The following is an 18,751-nucleotide window of genomic DNA, read 5'->3' as shown; positions in this document are numbered from 1 at the left end:
GGCTACTAAAGATACGCTTTTAAAAGCGCAATTTCAGATTATTAGAAACGAATAATTAACCCAAATAGTTGCTTCATTTTTATTAGTTTTTGTGAGGTTTAGTTGAAATCAAACAGTCATTCAAAACTAAGAAATTTTGAGTACGCTCTATATCGTAGCAACACCCATTGGGAATCTGGATGATATTTCTTCCCGTGCACAAGAGGTGCTGGAATCCGTCGCGGCCATTGGCTGTGAAGATACTCGAACATCGGGTATACTACTTAACCATCTGGGCATTGATACTAAAACTTTTGCCTTTCACCAGCATAACGAACACCAAAAAGTGGAACATCTTATCAATATGCTGGATGGGCGGCAACCAGTGGCCCTGATCTCCGATGCAGGCATGCCGGGCATTTCAGATCCGGGCTTTCTGGCAGTGCGCGCTGCTCACCAGGCAGGACATTCCGTTTCTGTTATTCCCGGCCCTGATGCTGCCACAACAGCCTTAGTTGCCAGCGGACTGCCCTGTGAAAAATATGTATATGAGGGATTCCTGCCTCAAAAAAAGGGGCGCCAAAAACGACTTAAAAAACTGGCTGAAGAAGATCGGTCAGTCGTACTCTATGAAAGTCCCTATCGACTGCACAAACTGCTGGAAGAGTTGCGCAAGTATATGGGCGACCGACGTATGGCTGCTGTTTGCCGTGAGCTGACGAAAAAATTTGAGGAAGTCGTCCGTGGCTCTCTAAAATCTGTGGCCGATACCTTTGCTCTGAGGGATGAGATTAAAGGCGAAATTGCTATTGTAATTGCTCCAAAAGATTACAGCGAATGAATAAACTATCTGCTTTTTGGGATAACAAATGGGCTTTAACATTGTCTGCGGGATTGCTATTGGGACTAAGCTGGCCCCCTATACCCCTGCCTTTTCTGGTCTTCCCGGCCTTTGTTCTTATTTTCCGCATTACTGATCTTGCCGATTCCGCCCGCGCCGCTGCCTACTGGACGTATCCTGCATTTCTGATATGGAATATTATCACCACCTACTGGCTGGTCATGGCTACCGTGGCAGGAGGGGTAGCGGCCATACTGGCAAATGCTGTAGTTATGACACTGCCGGTAATGGGGCAATACAAAGTACAAGAACTAAAACTACCCGGCTGGCTGATCGCCCTTTTTCAAACTGCTTTTTGGCTCAGCTTTGAATACCTGCATCACCAGTGGGATCTGGCCTGGCCTTGGCTTACCATAGCTAATGCATGGTCCAACGTGCCTCAGCTGGTACAATATATTTCGGTTACCGGTTTCTGGGGAATCTCTTTCTGGGTGCTCTTTAGCAGCGCATTAGCTTATCGAATCATTAAAAAACCAAGCCGATCATTGAAAATAACGTTGGTATGCGTTCTTTTTGCATTCCCCCTCTGGTCGCTGGTAAGTGGATCAATAAATCCGACCAAAAAAGTAGTAAACACACAAGAAGTCGTCGTTGTACAGCCAAATTTTGATTCCTATTTGCAGTATGGAGGGCTGGATTCACCCCAAAAGGCGAACCAACACTTGCTACAGCTTTCCGATTCGGTACGCACGTCGAAAACGGACCTCATCGTTTGGCCCGAAAATGCTATTCAATCATCTATCTATAACCGCAGAAATATCAGCAAGGGCTCCAATAGCACTAAACAACTGCTCAAACAAAAGGCCCGGGAATGGAATACTACATTCATCGCCGGCGCTACTTATTATGAATACTATGATTCAGATGAAACCCCATCTCTACCCTACAAATCCAACCGCGGAGCATACTTACCGTTCAACGCAGCATTGGGCTTTCATTCTGATACTGCCTCCCTGGGCGACTCATCCATCGACGTGTATCGCAAGCATAATTTGGTACCTATTGTAGAGCGGGTTCCCTTTATACACTTTTTAAATGCGGCTGATGTTTTCAACTGGATCAGCTGGAACCAAAACCAGGGATACGGTAAAGGACACCAAGCCAATCAGTTTTCAGTTGGAAATACCCAAACACCCGCACTTATTTGTTACGATTCGGTTTATCCAAGCTGGGTACGAAAATACGTTAATGATGGAGCAGGCTATCTTACTATTATCACCAATGACGGCTGGTGGGGTAATACTAGCGGACATGAACAGCATTATGCTTATGCCCGGCTGCGAGCCATAGAGTTTGGACGTTGGGTAGTGCGTAGTGCCAATAATGGTATTTCGGGCATTATTGCTCCCAATGGATCTATCAAAAAAGAAACACCCTATTGGGAACAAACGGCTTTTAACTACCAGGTTCCTGTACTAAATACCCAAACCCTTTATGCACGTTTTGGAGACTGGCTCCCCATTCTGATGCTTATATTTTCGGCACTCGGCATCGGTTGGGTGGGATACCGAAATTCAAAAGATAACGGCACTAATTAGATCGAATAGAGACTACAATATTAAACCGAATGTCGTGATCGGTACGACCAAAAACACCCGATGTTTTGGGTATTAAGCGGTTGTAGTTATACTCAAAATTGGCTTTGACCGTTTGCGAAAACTGATATCCAATAATTGCAGATCCGTTAATACGTTTTTGTCCTCCAGTAGTCGTACCCGAGAAATCAGCATTCGATACATCTTTTTTGATAACGCTGGGACCAGCACTCAACGCTTTTCCGAGATCGGAATCAAGTTCGTATTTTGTCTCCTTATCTTCAAGCAAACTGCCGTTAATAGTGATATCAATAGCATTGCGCACTCGGGGAAAAAGTGGAATCTTAAAATCACGAAGTGTATAAGCAAAAGAGAGCTTTATACCTTTCGACAATCGCTCAATTACAGTTGAGTTCGACAGTGCCAGACTTGTAATTTGGCTGTATTCGTACTGAAAATTGGTCCGAAATCCCGAATTCCATGTAATATTCAATCCCAGTAGCGGACTAAATTTCTTTTCTACGCTGATGCTGTTAGGATCAAATTCGGGCCGAGGATTTGAAACAGAATAAGCGCCCACCGAGAAATCAGGCAGCAAGCTGGTATCCGAATTAAAAACCCATCCCAAGCGGTACTGACCTTTGTAATTATGGGTGATGGATGCACGGGACATAGCATCACCTATCAAGGGGAAGAAAGATTCTATGCCCGTCCATGTAATGCGCCAGTTGGGCATAGGAAAAGGCGTAAAACTACGATTGCCAATAGCTCCTTTTCCAGCTCCTAAATAAGCTCTTCGGAAATCATTCTGCAATGTCTTGCGTCCCAGTACAGATTCTCCATCATTATTTCCCTGGCTATCGTTAATCACCGTACTTCCGTTGTTAATATCCTCAAAGGCCGTACTGAGCTGCTCGCGGAAAAGACTGGAATATCCCCCGCCAAAAGCCCATACGCTGGAACCTATCATCCCATTCTGGTTACTCACCGAGCTGATACTTTGATTGGGATCAATGGTAATTGATTTGGTACGATTTCGTTTCCATTCGGTATTCCAGGTTAGATCAATTGTAAAATTATCAAAAGGTGCAAAGCGTGCACCCACAGTAATATCGTCGGTAAGATTACGATTAGATGGCAACTGCAAGCTGGTATTATCGTTGGGATTATCAATAAGGCGACTTCGCCCGATATTATCCGTAACACCAGTACGGTAAGAAAAAGGGGGAGAAAAATCACCGGGGCTTGAATTAAACATATCAAATAAAGTAGAACCACCGGAATAACCGTTCTGTAATGCACTTTTGGAAATATTGAAAGACACATCCAGAGATTGCAGACTCAATATAGCAGCTAAACTTTTCTTGCCTATATTGGCCAAATCTTCTCCCAGCTGCTCTTCGGAATAGCCCGACGTTGTATCCTGTGGAGCGGATGAAGGGCGTGAGTCAGTTTCTTCATTTTGTAAGTTGCTATACCAATCCATCCGGTTTAACAAACTGCGGAGATCAAAATCAAGTGTCTGATTTAAACTAAAATTATTTGAAACTGTTGCCCCCAGCTGCGATCCCCGCGGACTGTTACGCCACTGGTATCCACCGCTGTAGTTAGCCGAATAATTGACCCAGCTAACGGCATCAATCGTATTAAGACGGGGCTGCCAACTCGCGGTATAGGCTTCCTGATAATTACTGCGGCGGGCAGAAACCGTATCAAAAGCTACATCTCTGAGCACATCAAATGAAGGTTGTACTCTAAACTCGGTACTGTCGGCCATTGGATTGCCGGGCGTATCACCGGTGACTCCTGCTTGAGAAAGGTCAAAAACGGAACGACTGCGAAAGGTAGTTTTAATGGATGGGGTTAAATTATAACCAAAGCCAAACTCGGTATTATAGGTAAAACTATGTGATTGCTGTAGCGTAGCTTCCTCTCCGGCTGTAAATCGACGCAACCGCTCGTCATACTCCCGGTCTATACCCACCGATGCGTTGATGGATGCCGGGGTATACCCAAGTTGAAGTCCTGCCAGTGGGTGTAAAATTGGAATATTACCTAAAAACCCTAAAGGGCGAAACAACAGCGTATTCTGGAAATTAACATCGTATCGCAGTGACCCGCTGTAATTCCAGTTATCCTGCATAGAATATTCGGGATTACGACGCTCGGTCGTATTATATACATAGTTAAGGGTTGTTTTATCTAACGTATATTGTGCCAATGTAGAATTGGAGCCCGACTTTGATACATTCGAAACATTAATAGAATAACTCTCACTCACAGTCTGACTTTGCCTAATCCGCTGGTCAATAATTTGGTCTTTCTGTTCCTCATCAATATCATCCCGCGCATGGACAGCACTCTTAAATTCCGACAGTCGCACATCACCCTGATTGGGCAAATATCGCGGCGTTGAGGAGGACTGACGCGTCGATAATGTAACAGGGATATTCCATCCATACCGTTCGGGAATAAATTTGTGTAGATTCAGCGTAGTATTCACATCATAAGCAAAAAGATCAGACATTCGGCGTTGTCCCAATCCAGAATCAAGGGAACCAAAACCATCCGTCTCACGGTTAACATTTGCACTAACAGAGGCAAAGTCAGCAAATTCGATATTACCTTTCGCCGTAGCAGCCCATCCTGATTGATTATCATAGCCCGACACTCGTAGTTCATTAAACCAAAACTGGCCGCTTAATGATGAAACACCCCCTTCCGAAGGATTCTGGGGATCAAACGGATTATGAATTCCCATTCCAATCTCCCCAACTCTGTCCAGCGAGGGATTCCCTTTTACGGCAATACGGGTACCGGACGGTGCATTTTCCAGGAGATCACTGCGCTCAAATTTTGTACTTGGATCTCCCCCCTGCTGATCGCGTAGCTGTTTAAGCTCGTTAAAAGCCCGAAGCAGAATATTCATACTGTTTTCGTCATATAACCACACCTCCTCGGCTTCGGTGAGGCGGGTTGGATCATCTAATTCGCTGGTCAATTTATTACTGAACGGGAATTTTTCGTCGGTAGGTGTAATAGGCTGGCGGTATTCATAGTAATTATTTGTAAGATCCGTACCGAAACGCATAACCAGCTCGGCATCACTCCGATTATCATACCCCTCACCGTGTACGAACATTCGTACATTCGAATAATTGATCATATTTAATCCACCGGGATAAACACGCTTCATCATTTTCAACTCTCCCCCAGCTAAATTTTGCAGGTTCATTACAATAGACTGCTCATTTTGTACAGTCTGGCGCTGTCGCCCTCGATCAGTGGCACGTACGGCACCTTCCGGTTTGCGGTATGGGATGGGCTGTCGCTGGCTGTTTTCCTCTATATTGACAGATGAGATATTAAATTCACCCTGCATTGTGCCCTGTTCTTTATCTACGTTTTCTGCCGGTCGCCATTGACTGCCCACGAGTTCAAAAGTTGCAAAACGAAGTGTGAAAGGCTTTTCATAACCCGATAACCACACACGGATATACGAAATATTTTGAAAATTTTCGATTCCTCCGACTTTCCGTGCCCATTCTTTTAGTGGTACGCGTACCTGAAACCACCGATCCTCCTGGTTGGGGCTATCCACCATATCAACAACAAACGTACTGTCACTGCCCGGATTTATGTTATCTAGGTTGGCAGGGTTCCAGTCAATCTCATATTGAAAGTAAGCATTATTTTGTTCTACAATGGATTGCGTAATTAATCCCTCGGTATCCGGTTCATTCGTTACTGCTCGCTTTTCGCCGCTGTTTGACGGAGAGTTACCTTCATGATAGCCGTACATACGATGGAAGCGCTGGTGTAAAGGGCGTCCCTCAACTTCACTTTCCCCATAATACGTATAGTCATCATTCGAGGGATCATTCTGTACATCACTGGCCATAGTACTGGCGTTGCCGTACTGGGACTTGATCACATTAATGAAATCGGAGAATAAGTTTTGCTCGTTTTTATTATCAATACCATTGGTATTGGGTGCTCCGTCAAGTCCTACATCAGCCTGTAACTGTGTCTCATTAGAAAATTGCCCTTCGGGTGCCGGTGGTGGTATGGGCAAATAAGACCGTGAATCCACGCCAATATTATCCCGTTGGAGGTCATCAGGTCTGCGGACTAATCCATCCTCGGTATTCGTCTTAAAATTTGGTACCACATCTTCCGAAACAACTCCCACATCAATATAAATTTTACCGTCATAGTCTTGCAGATCCTTTGCTGTAGGGACCTTTCCTCCCGGCAGTACCGACTGCACCCAAAATTCTAAAAACTCGATGTTATTTTGAGTTAAATCTTCTTGTCCAGAAGGAAGCGTTGTCGTCATTCCGCCCCAGGTACGTTCCGGTTCATCCTCAAGTAGTGTTCGCAAATTGTTATTATAGTTGTAGGGGCCACGCTCAGTAGGGTTGTAATGGACATCCAGTGTGTTAATAAAGTTTTCTTCTGTAAGAACATCACGATTCGGAAATACCTCTGTTACCTGCACCGGCTCTGATTCGGGAGTAAATTCTACGCCTCCCAAAATCTGATCAATATTTTGTGGGATGGTATACCACGCAAATTGACTGCGTAAGTCCGACCTTGCTGCTTTATCAGCAATACTTGTCATTGGATTTTGAGGCGGGTTATCATCAAAATACATGGCATCAGGGGCATAGCCGGGAACGGCCGCAGGCGCAGCAGCCAAAGACCATCGTGATGGACTTAGAAAGCTTAATCCAATGTCGGATCCTTCAAAATCATCAATAAATGAAAGTCCATTTTCTTCATCTTCAAACAAGCGATTTTGTTCAATTGCATCTTCTACTGCACCTGTCTGCGAAATTCCAGGCTTTAGCCGAGCAAATTCACCGCTAAATGACATACTCGACCGTGCCTTTGTCTGAAGCAGCGGAACTTTATCAACCAAGCGTGTAAGCCACGGCGTATCGAATTGGGCATTAGCATCAAAACCAATTACAGAATTATTGATGGGTTCATCGCCGATTCGGATTTTATCTTGCAGCGGCTTCTCTTTGAGTCGAAAATAAGTACTGCCCAAGGTAATATTATCACTGAACTGATACTCAGCTCGTACCCCTGTAAAACTCTTTTGCCCAATTTGAGTAAGCTGATTGTTTTCGTACTCAATTTTTATCTCTTGCCCCTTCTTCAAATACTGATCATTTAGAATCGTAATGCTACCAATAGAATAATCAACAGCATAATCGGTACCCTCTTGTAGCTCGCGTCCATTCGCCAGCACCGTGACTGATCCCTCTACTAGTGAGTACCCTAGCGAATAGCTTGATGAGACACTGCCTTTGGAGGTCCCCTCCATTAAGTAAAAGTTGTTTTTTGACTCTTGGTTAGCATTTACCTTTTTCTCGTTATATAGTTCTGTAAACGAAAGTGAAAAAATTTCTTCACTGCCCGCCCCAGCCTGGGCTAGCAGTTCTTCAATCCGGTCTCCAAACGGTTGTAAATACGGAAATACTATGAGTCCCGCGGCGGGGTTTAATACCGTCGTACTAAAATCGAGATTATTATCGGGGCTTAACGAACCCTGCTGGTCTACACGATCGAGTCCCAAATCCTGCAGCAAGACGGTATTACGACCGGGCAACGAACTGCTGGGCACGTTTTGCTCAGTATACTTGATATCAAATTCCAGTCCATCCTGCGTGATATTGGAAACGCCCATGGAATAGACATTTTTCATCATAAGATCCCACAATTGATTACTTGTCGTAACCGTCTGCGGGCGAATTAGCTTTAAATAAATTCGGTTACCACCTCCCGGGCTCACATCACCTACACTAATTGACTGACCAGTCTGGGGATTGCGATATTTGAACGATATGGCTAATGCCTGCCGAGAACCAAGATTCCTTTTCAGGGAAATATATCCCAAATTGGGGCGTAGGGAATAATCAACACCTTCTTGCAAAGGCACAAAATATCCTTCTACAAACTGTGACGGATTTACGCCAAAGTCTGAAGCCGAAGCTCCCAGCGAAGGGTCCCGAAACTGATCGAGTACAGGCTCACTAATGTTGTCATTGTTCTCGTTGGGCCTATTGTAGGTACTATCGGGATTTTGAGAAACTCCCAGCCCACCAAGTGCAATAGCCTGGCGCTCTCCTTCTACCGATTGGGATGATTCCCGAAGTGCCCAAACATTCACTTCTGTAAGCTGCAGGGCCTGACCTGTTTGCTGAGGATCAGATACATTTTCCTCAAATTGCTGGCGTGTAAAAAAGTCAAGAAAGAAGTGACGGTCTGATTCATAATCACCGGGACGAATTGAAATATTTTTCTCCTGTGCACCGCCGGTAATAGTTTCCGTCTTCCCTTCTCCCTCCTGTTGCGAAAGCACCGATGTTAGCTCCAGCGAACCTATTTGAGCTACTGATTTTACTCCAAAAAGTGCACTCCCACCCCTAACCAGTGAATTGCCTGTTTGCATTGATACGTTACCCAATTCCAGACGTTGCAGGATTTCATCGTCATAACCGTCATACACAATATTCAGGCGATTCATAAAGTCGAAATCACGCTCAGTATCCCAATCGGTTTGTATCGACAACTTATCACCGATTGTCCCTTGTATATTTAACTTTAAACTTTGCTCAAAGGTAGGATCTACCTGTGTACGCTGGTCCTCAGGAATTTCGGTATTCTCAGTCTTTTGTATCGTTGCCCCCACATTCATATTAGCTGTACCGTTAATGCTCAGGTTTACCTCGGGCTTGCCAAATATAGTAGAAAAGGCAGATTCTTCGGCGGCCGGTAAATCCAGTTTAAAATCGAGCAAACCCGTTCGGTCAGTTTCCGAGGTTTGCTGTTCCCGAATAAGTTGATCCCAGTTGTCCTGGAGAGCATTACTTCGGCTTCGATTCTTATACTCTTTGAAGTCCATTACATACGGCTGGGCTACCGGCAGCCCAAACAGTAAACGATAACTTATATACTGTCCGGTGGAATCACGCTCTACGATCGTTTGCTCTTCAGAAAGACGAATATAAAATAACTTGGGCAGATTAATTGGGTAGGGATAAGATATCGTAGATGGGCGCTCAAGCCTGGGCAGCGAATCAGTAGCAGTAGGAAAAGCAATATCCGTCGTGTCCTGGGCCTGTACCACCCCCACAGATAGACCCCCAACGCCCATCAAACATAATATGAAACCTAAAATTAAAGTATAAACTCTGAGTTGCACGAAAACTGTTGTAGAATAATTTACATGTTGAAAACATCAATAAATTGCTGGTAGCTTTATCCTATAGACAGTTCTTTTTAATTATGATTTGTGAAACCCCAGAGGCAGTTCGGAGAATTATAACAGATAATTTCTTTTCTTAAAAGTATAAACTCTTGACTTGTAGTCATAATATAATGCCATTTTGTAATCTAGCAGTATAGACCTAATTTTAGGTTCTTTCAAAAAGTTTCAGATAATGAATCTATTACCCAATAAATTACAACTTGATATACTGCGAAGGCATGTGGGCCCCTTCATATTTTGCTTCTTCACCCTCATGTTTTTACTGCTTATGCAGTTTCTGATCCTTTATATCGACCTGTTGGTAGGTAAAGGATTACCGCTGGGCGTCATTATTGAACTTATCGTCACCAACTTAGCCTCTATGGTAGTTTTGGCCATGCCCATGGCCGTACTAGTAGCCTGCCTGATGGCGTATGGGAAATTTACGGAACTCAACGAACTTACCGCTATCCGTGCTGCCGGTGTTAATCCCTTTCATGTTATAAGTCCAGTACTAACATCGGGCATCTTGCTAACAATTTTTTTGGTATGGTTTTCGAATGATGTTTTGCCCGATGCTAATCAACGAGCACGATCACTATTTATCGATATTCGACTAAAAAAACCTGGCTTTGATCTCAAAGAAGATGAATTTTACGACGGTATTGATAATTATACCTTTCTGGTAGACCGCATTACCAACGAATCTGACTCTTTGCATGATGTCACCATTTTCCAAGATCCTACCAAAAACAAGAATAAGGCACTTATCAAAGCCCAGAAAGGAGCACTCAGCAGTAAGGAAAACGGGCAAACTCTCACTCTTTTTCTTGAGAACGGCTCAATCCTCAGGAAGTTAGAACGGAATAAAGGTCGGCAACAGGTGGATGTCTATGAAACAACATCATTTGACCGATACCGCATTAGCTTTGATCTTTCAGAACTAGCTTTTTCTCGTTCCAATCCGCAAGATCGTTCGCGAAATGACCGTACTATGAATATACAGGCTATGGCCAGCCTGGTTGATTCGCTGGATCAACAGATTAAAGAAAAAAAACAAAAACTTTATACCAAGCACAGTTTCTCAATTACTTCAGACACCTCTAAAGTATTTAAACGAGAACTTGAGTATCGGAACGAGCAAGAGATTCAACCTCCTGTCAAAACCGATTGGGTTGGATTGAAACATCTAACGTCAAAGACGAAACAAGAACGGATTAAGTCTATTACATTATCAAGTTTAAGAACTTACAGAACCTCACTAAACGAGCTAATCACTAACACAGATTGGCGTATCGAGAAAATTGCGCGATATCTCGTTGAGATTCATAAAAAGTTTTCCATTCCCTTTGCGTGTATCGTTTTTGTCTTGTTGGGAGCCCCCATCGGTATGTACACCCGAAAAGGAAATCTAGGATATGCTGCACTCATCGGCACCGTATTTTTAACTATCTACTGGATTTCTATCATCCAGGGAGAAAAACTTGCCGATCGGCTTTTTATTACGCCCTTTACCGGCATGTGGCTTTCCAACATTGTACTGGGACTTATAGGTACGTACCTTACTATTCGCATTTGCAGCTCGTTTAAAATTTCAAATTTCTGGAAAAACCGTGACTAAAAAAATAGACCGATATATTTTCTTTCGATTGCTAACAATCACACTGTTTGTGATGCTGGTGCTGGTCTTCATCTTTATCGTTATCGATTTTTCAGAAAACAGCGAAGATTTTACGGATAAAGGAGCCACATTTATTCAAATTTTCGGCACATATTACTTGAACTATATTCCCGAGATGATCCGGCTTATCATTCCCGTAGCTGCCTTTGTAGCATGTCTTTACCTTACGGGTCAAATGTCCGAACGTCTTGAAATTACGGCCCTAAAAGCAGCGGGTATAAGTCTTTATCGGCTATTTGTACCCTATTTGATCTTTGCCACTGTTATGTCGATGTCTATCAGTTATCTCGACGGATTCGTCATCCCCGATGCCAATGAAAAGCGTATCGCCTTTGAAGCAAAGTATCTGCAGGGCAAATCGGATAACGTAGACAATAATAAAATTTTCAGACAGGAATCAGAAAATTCTATTTTCAAAATTAACTATTTTAATAACAAAGAACAGATCGGTTACCGTGTAGATATTACTAACTTTAAAGGAGACAGCGTTAGTGAAATGTTCCATGTTCAACGGATGATCTGGCAGCCTGACAGTAGCCATTGGAAGTTCGAAGATATCGATAAGCGTGAATTTACTGAGTTGGGATATGACTATACCCATATCGATTCTATGGACACTACACTTAACATTTATCCTCGAGACTTAGCCCGAAAAACATCAGATATTTATCAGCTCACCTATCCCGAAGCAGAAAATTATATCCAGTCCATCGAACGCAGCGGTGCGGGAAATATTGAGCTTCCAAAAGTGCAGCTTTACAGCCGCTATGCCTATCCATTTTCTATTATTGTAGTAACTATTGTGGGATTTGCGCTGGCATCTGTGCGGCGAGAAGGTGGAAAGGGATTCTACATCGCGGCCGGGCTTGCAGTTAGCTTTTTATATCTTGTATTAATGAAAGTCATTGAGCCATTTGGCGGAAAGGGCGAAATACCCCCACTTCTGGCTGCTCTTATCCCACATTTATTTTTTCTGTTAGTTGGATTGGGCATCTTGATTAATACTCGAAAATAATACCCTTAACTATACCGAATAGTTGGGAGCCTCTTTAGTAATTTCTACCGAATGTGGATGACTTTCCTGATAGGCAGCCGGTGAAATTTGAACAAATTCTGCTTGTTGAAGGTCTCCGATATTTTTGGCACCAACATATCCCATAGCAGCTCGAAGTCCGCCCGTCATTTGGTGAACAACTTCACTGAGATATCCTTTGTAGGGTACACGTCCCTCGATACCTTCGGGAACAAGTTTATTAATATTATCTTCCACATCTTGAAAATAACGATCTTTGGACCCCTGCTCCATGGCACTTAAACTGCCCATACCACGGTACGATTTATACTTCCGTGACTCGTAAATAATAGTTTCACCAGGACTTTCATCAACACCCGCAAACATCGACCCCATCATTACTGCATCCGCCCCACCAGCTATGGCTTTCGGTATATCTCCCGTTTGTTTGATACCGCCATCAGCAATAAGCCCCACATTAGCCTCTTTGGTATAATTTGCGACTTCCATAACAGCACTTAGCTGAGGAACACCTACGCCGGTCACTATCCGTGTGGTACAAATAGATCCCGGTCCTACCCCTACTTTCAATACATCAGCTCCAGCATCAACCAGCGCTTTTGCAGCAGATTTTGTAGCTATATTTCCTGCAATAATATCCAATTCGGGATACTCGTTTCGGATATCCTTAATCATATCCAGCACACCCGATGAATGTCCGTGAGCAGTATCAACAGTAATAATATCTACTCCAGAATTAACCAATGCCTCAACTCGATCAAGGGTATTTGATGTAATACCCACCGCAGCTCCAACACGCAAACGTCCCATCTCATCTTTGCAGGCATTGGGAAAATTCTTCCTCTTTTCAATATCCTTAACGGTAATGAGTCCCACCAGCTGCATACCATCATCTACGATAGGTAGCTTTTCAATTTTATGTTCCTGAAGAATTTTCTCAGCTTCATCAAGAGTGGTGCCTTCCCGTGCCGTTACCAAATTCTCTGTCGTCATAATAGTGCTCAGCTTTTTATCCACAGAGTGCTCAAAACGCAAGTCACGATTCGTAACAATCCCGACAAGCGTATTGTCCTCTTCAACAATGGGAATACCACCAATTTTATGCTTTTTCATAAGGCCACGGGCCTTAAGAACGGTTGCATCTTTATCCAATGTCACCGGATCTACAATCATGCCGCTTTCACTGCGCTTTACCATACGCACTTGGTCAGCCTGATCTTCGATAGACATATTTTTATGTAGCATAGCAATACCTCCCTCCCGGGCCAAAGCAATAGCTAGTCGATATTCCGAGACCGTATCCATTGCTGCACTCATCACCGGTGTATTGAGCTGTAAGTTAGGTGTCAGCTGTACACTTGTATTAGCATTACGGGGAAGAGTTTCGGAATGGGCCGGTACAAGTAGTACATCATCATAAGTTAAGCCTTGGCGCGTAACTCGATCAAAAGGAGAGGAATCTGACATGGTAAAAAAGTCTGCACGTTTTCTTTTTCTGATTTGGGCAAAGATAAAAAAATGTAAGCGAACTATGTAGCATATTTTGTTAAAATAAGGCTATTTTTCTTACGCCTTTCTGCTATTCTACAACATTCTTACCTATTGCCAAATTGAAATAACGACTTTAAACATATACAGATACCAACTAAAGTAGCACTAAAACTATTACAACTTGTTTACCCGAAGCACCTCAATAGCCGTTTCCAGTGAGCAAATTCCATCCAAATAACTGTTCACCCAATGTACAACGCGCTCCCGGCGGCGGGCTATATGCGGATCGCAACTGGAATACTGCCCTTTAAGTTCATCAGCCATAGCCGAAACATCGTCTTTAATTTCTATTTTTAGTGCGTCCGGCAATTCACTCCATCCCATAAGTTCAAACATCTCTTGCAGTTCCTGATGTTCTTGTTTTGCCTCTTTTAATACTTTACGAAGGACAGGTTCTAAGTTTTTTGTCTGTTGTTGAGGAGAAAACGTCTTTGCAGTATTCATAATTGATGTTTGTCGGTTAATTATTGTTCAATCATAATATAATTAGCCGATGTGACACCGTTATGTCACCCCTATTTACAAAAACTTCGGAGCCGTTCAGGAAATAACGATAATCATGCTTAAACGGAATGAAGGACTATTTTTAAATATTAATCAACCTAACTAGGTAACAGACAGGCATGTTAAAATTTTACAGGAATTACGATAATTTATTCACTACACGGATTGAGCAAAAGGCTACAAGAGATGGGTTTTTGTGCCTATAGAATCCTGCCCGTATCTGATCCAGGATCACTACCCAAAAGATACAGATGAATGAGCTTTTCGGTACTTAGCGATACGCATCAAATTTGGAAGAAGCAGGAACAGATTAAAGCCTATTTAGATAATCCAAATGAAGAATTTAACTTAAATCGCACCCTACAGCCCGATACCTGTCACATCCATCCTGATTATCGCGATCGTTGCCTGTAGTCTCTCTATTGCGGATAAATAGAATTTTTTGCAGCTAACAGCGTGTTTTTCATCAACATTGCTACCGTCATTGGCCCCACACCTCCGGGAACGGGTGTAATCCAGCTGGCTTTTTCTTTGACGCTCTCAAAATGACAGTCACCCATCAGGGTATACCCTTTGTCTTTTGTTTCGTCAGCCACTCGATTAATGCCTACATCAATTACAACAACTCCTTCTTTAACCATCTCCGGTTTAATTAGATTAGGCTGCCCTGCTGCAACAACCAAGATATCAGCAGAAATGGTGTGCTGAGTCAGATCTTTGGTATATTTGTGGCAAACGGTGGTTGTGGCTTTGCCATACTCTCCGCTTTCTTTATTGAGAAGGATAGATATAGGGCGTCCTACAATATTACTGGCGCCAACTACTACGGCATGTTTCCCCTTTGTGGGAATACTGTAATGCTTAAACAATTCAATGATACCCGCCGGAGTGCATGATCGAAAACTAGGTTGACCAACGGTTAGTCGACCCACATTCATAGGATGAAACCCGTCAACATCTTTACGATAATCTATGGATTCAATCACATCATGAGCTGACAAATGGTTGGGCAATGGCAACTGCACAAGAATGCCATCAACGGTATCATCCTCATTGAGTTCTTGGATTGTAGCTTTCAGCTCTTTTGCCGAAATTGTATCAGGCAGACGCATCGTGTCCGTCTCGATCCCCACATCTTTGCAAGCTCGTGTCTTCGCTCCCACATACACATCAGAAGCTGGATTTGTACCCACCAACACAACCTGCAGGAACGGAGCACGATGGCCGTCATCCATCCAGTCATCAACATCTTGGCGGACTTCTTTACGAGTTAATTTCGCTACTTTTTTACCGTCAATAATTTTTGCGGACATTGATAAAGGGTAAATTTAAAAGAGTTTAGAATTACGCATTACGAAATACGCGATAATTTCAATTTTAAATAACATATTTCGTAATGTGTACTTCTGTTGGTCTGCTATAAAATATCCGCGTCTATCTGTTGATATCGTACTTTTTCATCTTGGTGTACATGTGACTACGCTGGATATCAATAGCCTTGGCTGTTTTGGAAATATTCCAATCGTGATCTTCCAATTTTTGGATCAAAAATAAACGTTCCGCTGATTCTTTAAAATCTTTGAATTCACTAATTTCATTAACCAAATTGTCAATTCCTTCGTCACCTCGGTTACCAGTAAACGTTAAATCTTGCACATCTTTTTTGGTGATTTTCGAACCATCGACCAGCAATCCCAATCGCTCTATCGCATTTTGTAATTCTCTCACATTGCCCGACCATTGCTTCGTTTTAAGCTCGTTAAGAGCTTCTTCGGTGAAAGAAATTCCTGAAAACACAATATCTTTTTGAGCAAGATGGTCCAGCCAAGAATCTGCCAGTAACGAAATATCTTCGCGCCGCTCTCTCAATGGCGGCACCTCGATAGGGATTACATTTAGGCGATGGTACAAATCTTCCCTAAAATTGCCTTCTTCAATCTCCTCAAGCAATTTTTTGTTTGTTGCAGAAATAACGCGGACATCCACTGAAATTTTTTGTGTGCCTCCAACACGTATAATAGCATTTTCCTCCAGTGCACGCAGCACTTTTGCCTGTGCATCCATACTCATATCACCTACCTCATCCAAAAAGAGCGTACCGCCATCAGCCTGTTCAAACTTACCTATACGTTGACTGCTAGCTCCCGTAAAAGCACCTTCTTCGTGACCAAAAAGCTCACTCTCAAGCAAATCGGCAGGAATAGCAGCGCAATTGACTTCTACAAACGGATTACTGTAGCGGCTGCTTTTTTTATGAATCCAACGGGCTACAAGCTCTTTTCCCGTCCCATTTTCACCCGTTACCATTACACGAGAACTGGTCTTTGCCACCTTTTCGATCGCCGATTTAATCTGTTGAATGGCCTTACTTTCACCAATAATCTCGGGCACTTCTGGCAGGCGCGATTTCATCGATTGGTTTTCTTTGGACAGGCGGTGCTGATCTAGAGCATTGCGTACACTCACCAGCAAGCGATTTAAATCCGGCGGCTTTTCAATAAAATCGAACGCCCCCTTCTTCGTGGCTTTAACGGCAATTTCAATATTACCATGCCCGGAAATCATAATCACCGGGAAACTGTACTTCTGCTCCCGCAGTTTAGTAAGAATCTCCATCCCGTCCATGCCCTTCATCTTGATATCCAAGAGCATTAAGTCCACATCAATACTATCTTCCAGCAACTCAAATACCTTCTGCCCATTGGAGGCTTCAACTACACTATAGTCTTCAAACTCCAAAATATCACGCAGAGAGTTACGGATGCTTTTTTCATCATCAACAACTAAAATTGTGGGCGTAACGTCTGACATTAAATCCTAATATTTTTGATAAATGTGCTGCACAATTTGCTGTTGTACGGTATCAATGTATGAAGTCTTTTGGGTATAATTATTTGTGGCTATGGTAAACGCGACCGTTTGTCCGGAGGAGGTATCCAAATACCCACTCAGCGAACGAACCCCCGACAAATATCCAGTTTTGCCATACAATTTACCCTGAACAGGTGAGTCGGAAAATCGTTTTTTAAGTGATCCATCAATACCAGCGAGGGATAAACTGTTTTTATATACATCAAAATGCGGATGATCACTCATAGCAACCATCATCTGGCTTAAATCAAGAGGCTTTAACAGCGTAGATGCTGCCATACCCGACCCATCAGTTAACTCAATTTTTGTGGTGTCCATTTTCATGGATGCTGCAAAATCTTCTACCAGATGTAAGCCCAGATCTGTACTTCCAGGAGCATCAAACTCAACGGCTGCCATCGTTTTAAGCAGCATTTCAGTATAAAAATTACTGCTTTCCTTATTTATCTGTGTTATCATTTTTTTCAACGGAACCGACTGATGTTTTACCAGCGGCTGATATTTATCAGACTTCCAATCGGTATTTTGGCTATCTACAATAATGCCCCCGGCAACTTCAATACCACCATCTTCCAAATACTGTTTAAAAGTATCCAGAAAAAAACGAGGAGCATTTTTAATCGAAAGAGATTCTTTTTCTACATAATTCTGGGGGAGTTTACTACGCAATAGAATCGTATTTGTGCCCAGTACACGCCTATAAAATTCATCATATTCAGTACCAGGCGGCGTAATAACCTGTTCATTTTCAAAGGTTACATAGTCGGTATCAAAAGGAAACCACTCAATTCTTGGAGTACTCCCTATCTCACCATCGGCATATACGCGCAGATCAACGGCATTGTTATTAAAAGACAAAGCACTTATCTCAACGCCATAATAAAAAGAAAGATCTTGCCAGCTCCAGTTCTTGGGATATGGTTGCTGATCGAAAAATGCATCATTGCCAATCAGGTTTCCCTCAATTTTGCGAATACCCATAGAATCGAGCGCGGTATAAAATTTATCAAAAACGTGAAACCGGTCTTCGTTATAAAAAGTACCGCTGATAGAGGGGTCGCCAGATCCTCGAATAATGATATCTCCTTTCCAGGTATTTCCTGATTTGTGACCAATACCATAAACAGTAGTTGTAAATGTAAAGTCAGGTCCAAGCTGGTCCAGAATAGCAGCCGAGGTAAGCAATTTAAGGTTTGATGCCGGACGCATTAGTTTACGACTATTATAACTTTCAAGAATAGTACCAGTGCTATCACAAACAGTTATCGACCAAAAAGCATCATTTGCACGGCTTTTTTTGATATACTGATAGGCGGATTGTTCGTTGATATCCTGACCGCTTACCGGGAATGAAAATCCGCCAAAAGAAAAAGATATCACTACAAACCAAAGAAGAGTCTTTTTTCCCATACGTCCCTGTTGTAAATAATTAGAT

The 18,751-nt window shown here is 42.9% G+C and carries 11 protein-coding genes; 5 read left to right on the top strand and 6 right to left on the bottom strand.

Annotated elements, in window-relative coordinates:
• Window positions 1-136: 136 nt before the first annotated feature.
• Together rsmI and lnt are read left to right on the top strand one after the other, a co-directional pair.
• On the top strand, window positions 137-820 hold the full coding sequence (gene rsmI, locus LX73_RS01175) for a 16S rRNA (cytidine(1402)-2'-O)-methyltransferase (protein WP_148897635.1): 684 nt from the start codon (window positions 137-139) through the stop codon (window positions 818-820).
• A complete protein-coding gene (gene lnt, locus LX73_RS01170; RefSeq protein WP_148897634.1) occupies window positions 817-2,418 on the top strand; it encodes an apolipoprotein N-acyltransferase in 1,602 nt (533 codons plus the stop codon). The genes rsmI and lnt overlap by 4 nt, the downstream gene beginning before the upstream one ends.
• Here lnt and sov read toward each other — a convergent pair.
• Window positions 2,411-9,583: a T9SS outer membrane translocon Sov/SprA gene (sov, locus tag LX73_RS01165; protein ID WP_148897633.1), complete on the bottom strand. Its 7,173-nt coding sequence runs from the start codon at window positions 9,581-9,583 to the stop codon at window positions 2,411-2,413. The two genes, lnt and sov, sit on opposite strands and share 8 nt — an antisense overlap.
• Window positions 9,584-9,869: 286 nt before the next feature.
• Between sov and LX73_RS01160 the strand changes: the two genes are divergently transcribed.
• Window positions 9,870-11,297, top strand: a complete 1,428-nt coding sequence (locus LX73_RS01160; protein WP_148897632.1) for an LptF/LptG family permease — start codon at window positions 9,870-9,872, stop codon at window positions 11,295-11,297.
• The gene (locus LX73_RS01155) at window positions 11,290-12,372 is read left to right on the top strand and encodes an LptF/LptG family permease (protein ID WP_148897631.1); all 1,083 of its coding nucleotides are present in this window, start codon (window positions 11,290-11,292) and stop codon (window positions 12,370-12,372) included. Before LX73_RS01160 ends, LX73_RS01155 begins: the two co-directional genes overlap by 8 nt.
• Before the next feature lie 9 nt (window positions 12,373-12,381).
• On the opposite strand, the gene guaB is transcribed toward LX73_RS01155, so the two are convergent.
• Together guaB and LX73_RS01145 are read right to left on the bottom strand one after the other, a co-directional pair.
• Window positions 12,382-13,857 (bottom strand): IMP dehydrogenase, encoded by a 1,476-nt coding sequence (guaB, locus tag LX73_RS01150; RefSeq protein ID WP_148897630.1) that lies wholly within the window; start codon window positions 13,855-13,857, stop codon window positions 12,382-12,384.
• Window positions 13,858-14,055: 198 nt separating this feature from the next.
• The gene (locus tag LX73_RS01145) at window positions 14,056-14,385 is read right to left on the bottom strand and encodes a hypothetical protein (protein ID WP_148897629.1); all 330 of its coding nucleotides are present in this window, start codon (window positions 14,383-14,385) and stop codon (window positions 14,056-14,058) included.
• A 315-nt stretch (window positions 14,386-14,700) separates the two neighbouring features.
• On the opposite strand from LX73_RS01145, the gene LX73_RS12880 reads away from it, so the two are divergent.
• Window positions 14,701-14,859, top strand: a complete 159-nt coding sequence (locus LX73_RS12880; RefSeq protein ID WP_170245547.1) for a hypothetical protein — start codon at window positions 14,701-14,703, stop codon at window positions 14,857-14,859.
• Between the two features lie 5 nt (window positions 14,860-14,864).
• Here LX73_RS12880 and folD read toward each other — a convergent pair whose 3' ends face one another.
• The 3 genes from folD to dacB form a co-directional block, all read right to left on the bottom strand.
• A complete protein-coding gene (folD, locus tag LX73_RS01140; RefSeq protein WP_148897628.1) occupies window positions 14,865-15,758 on the bottom strand; it encodes a bifunctional methylenetetrahydrofolate dehydrogenase/methenyltetrahydrofolate cyclohydrolase FolD in 894 nt (297 codons plus the stop codon).
• 121 nt (window positions 15,759-15,879) lie between these two features.
• Window positions 15,880-17,256 (bottom strand): sigma-54-dependent transcriptional regulator, encoded by a 1,377-nt coding sequence (locus LX73_RS01135; protein WP_148897627.1) that lies wholly within the window; start codon window positions 17,254-17,256, stop codon window positions 15,880-15,882.
• Between the two features lie 6 nt (window positions 17,257-17,262).
• On the bottom strand, window positions 17,263-18,726 hold the full coding sequence (gene dacB / locus LX73_RS01130) for a D-alanyl-D-alanine carboxypeptidase/D-alanyl-D-alanine endopeptidase (protein WP_148897626.1): 1,464 nt from the start codon (window positions 18,724-18,726) through the stop codon (window positions 17,263-17,265).
• Window positions 18,727-18,751: the final 25 nt, after the last annotated feature.

This window comes from Fodinibius salinus, assembly GCF_008124865.1.
GTDB lineage: Bacteria > Bacteroidota > Rhodothermia > Balneolales > Balneolaceae > Fodinibius > Fodinibius salinus.
The sequence above is the reverse complement of the archived record's forward strand: the minus strand, read 5'-3'. Positions and strand labels throughout refer to the sequence as shown.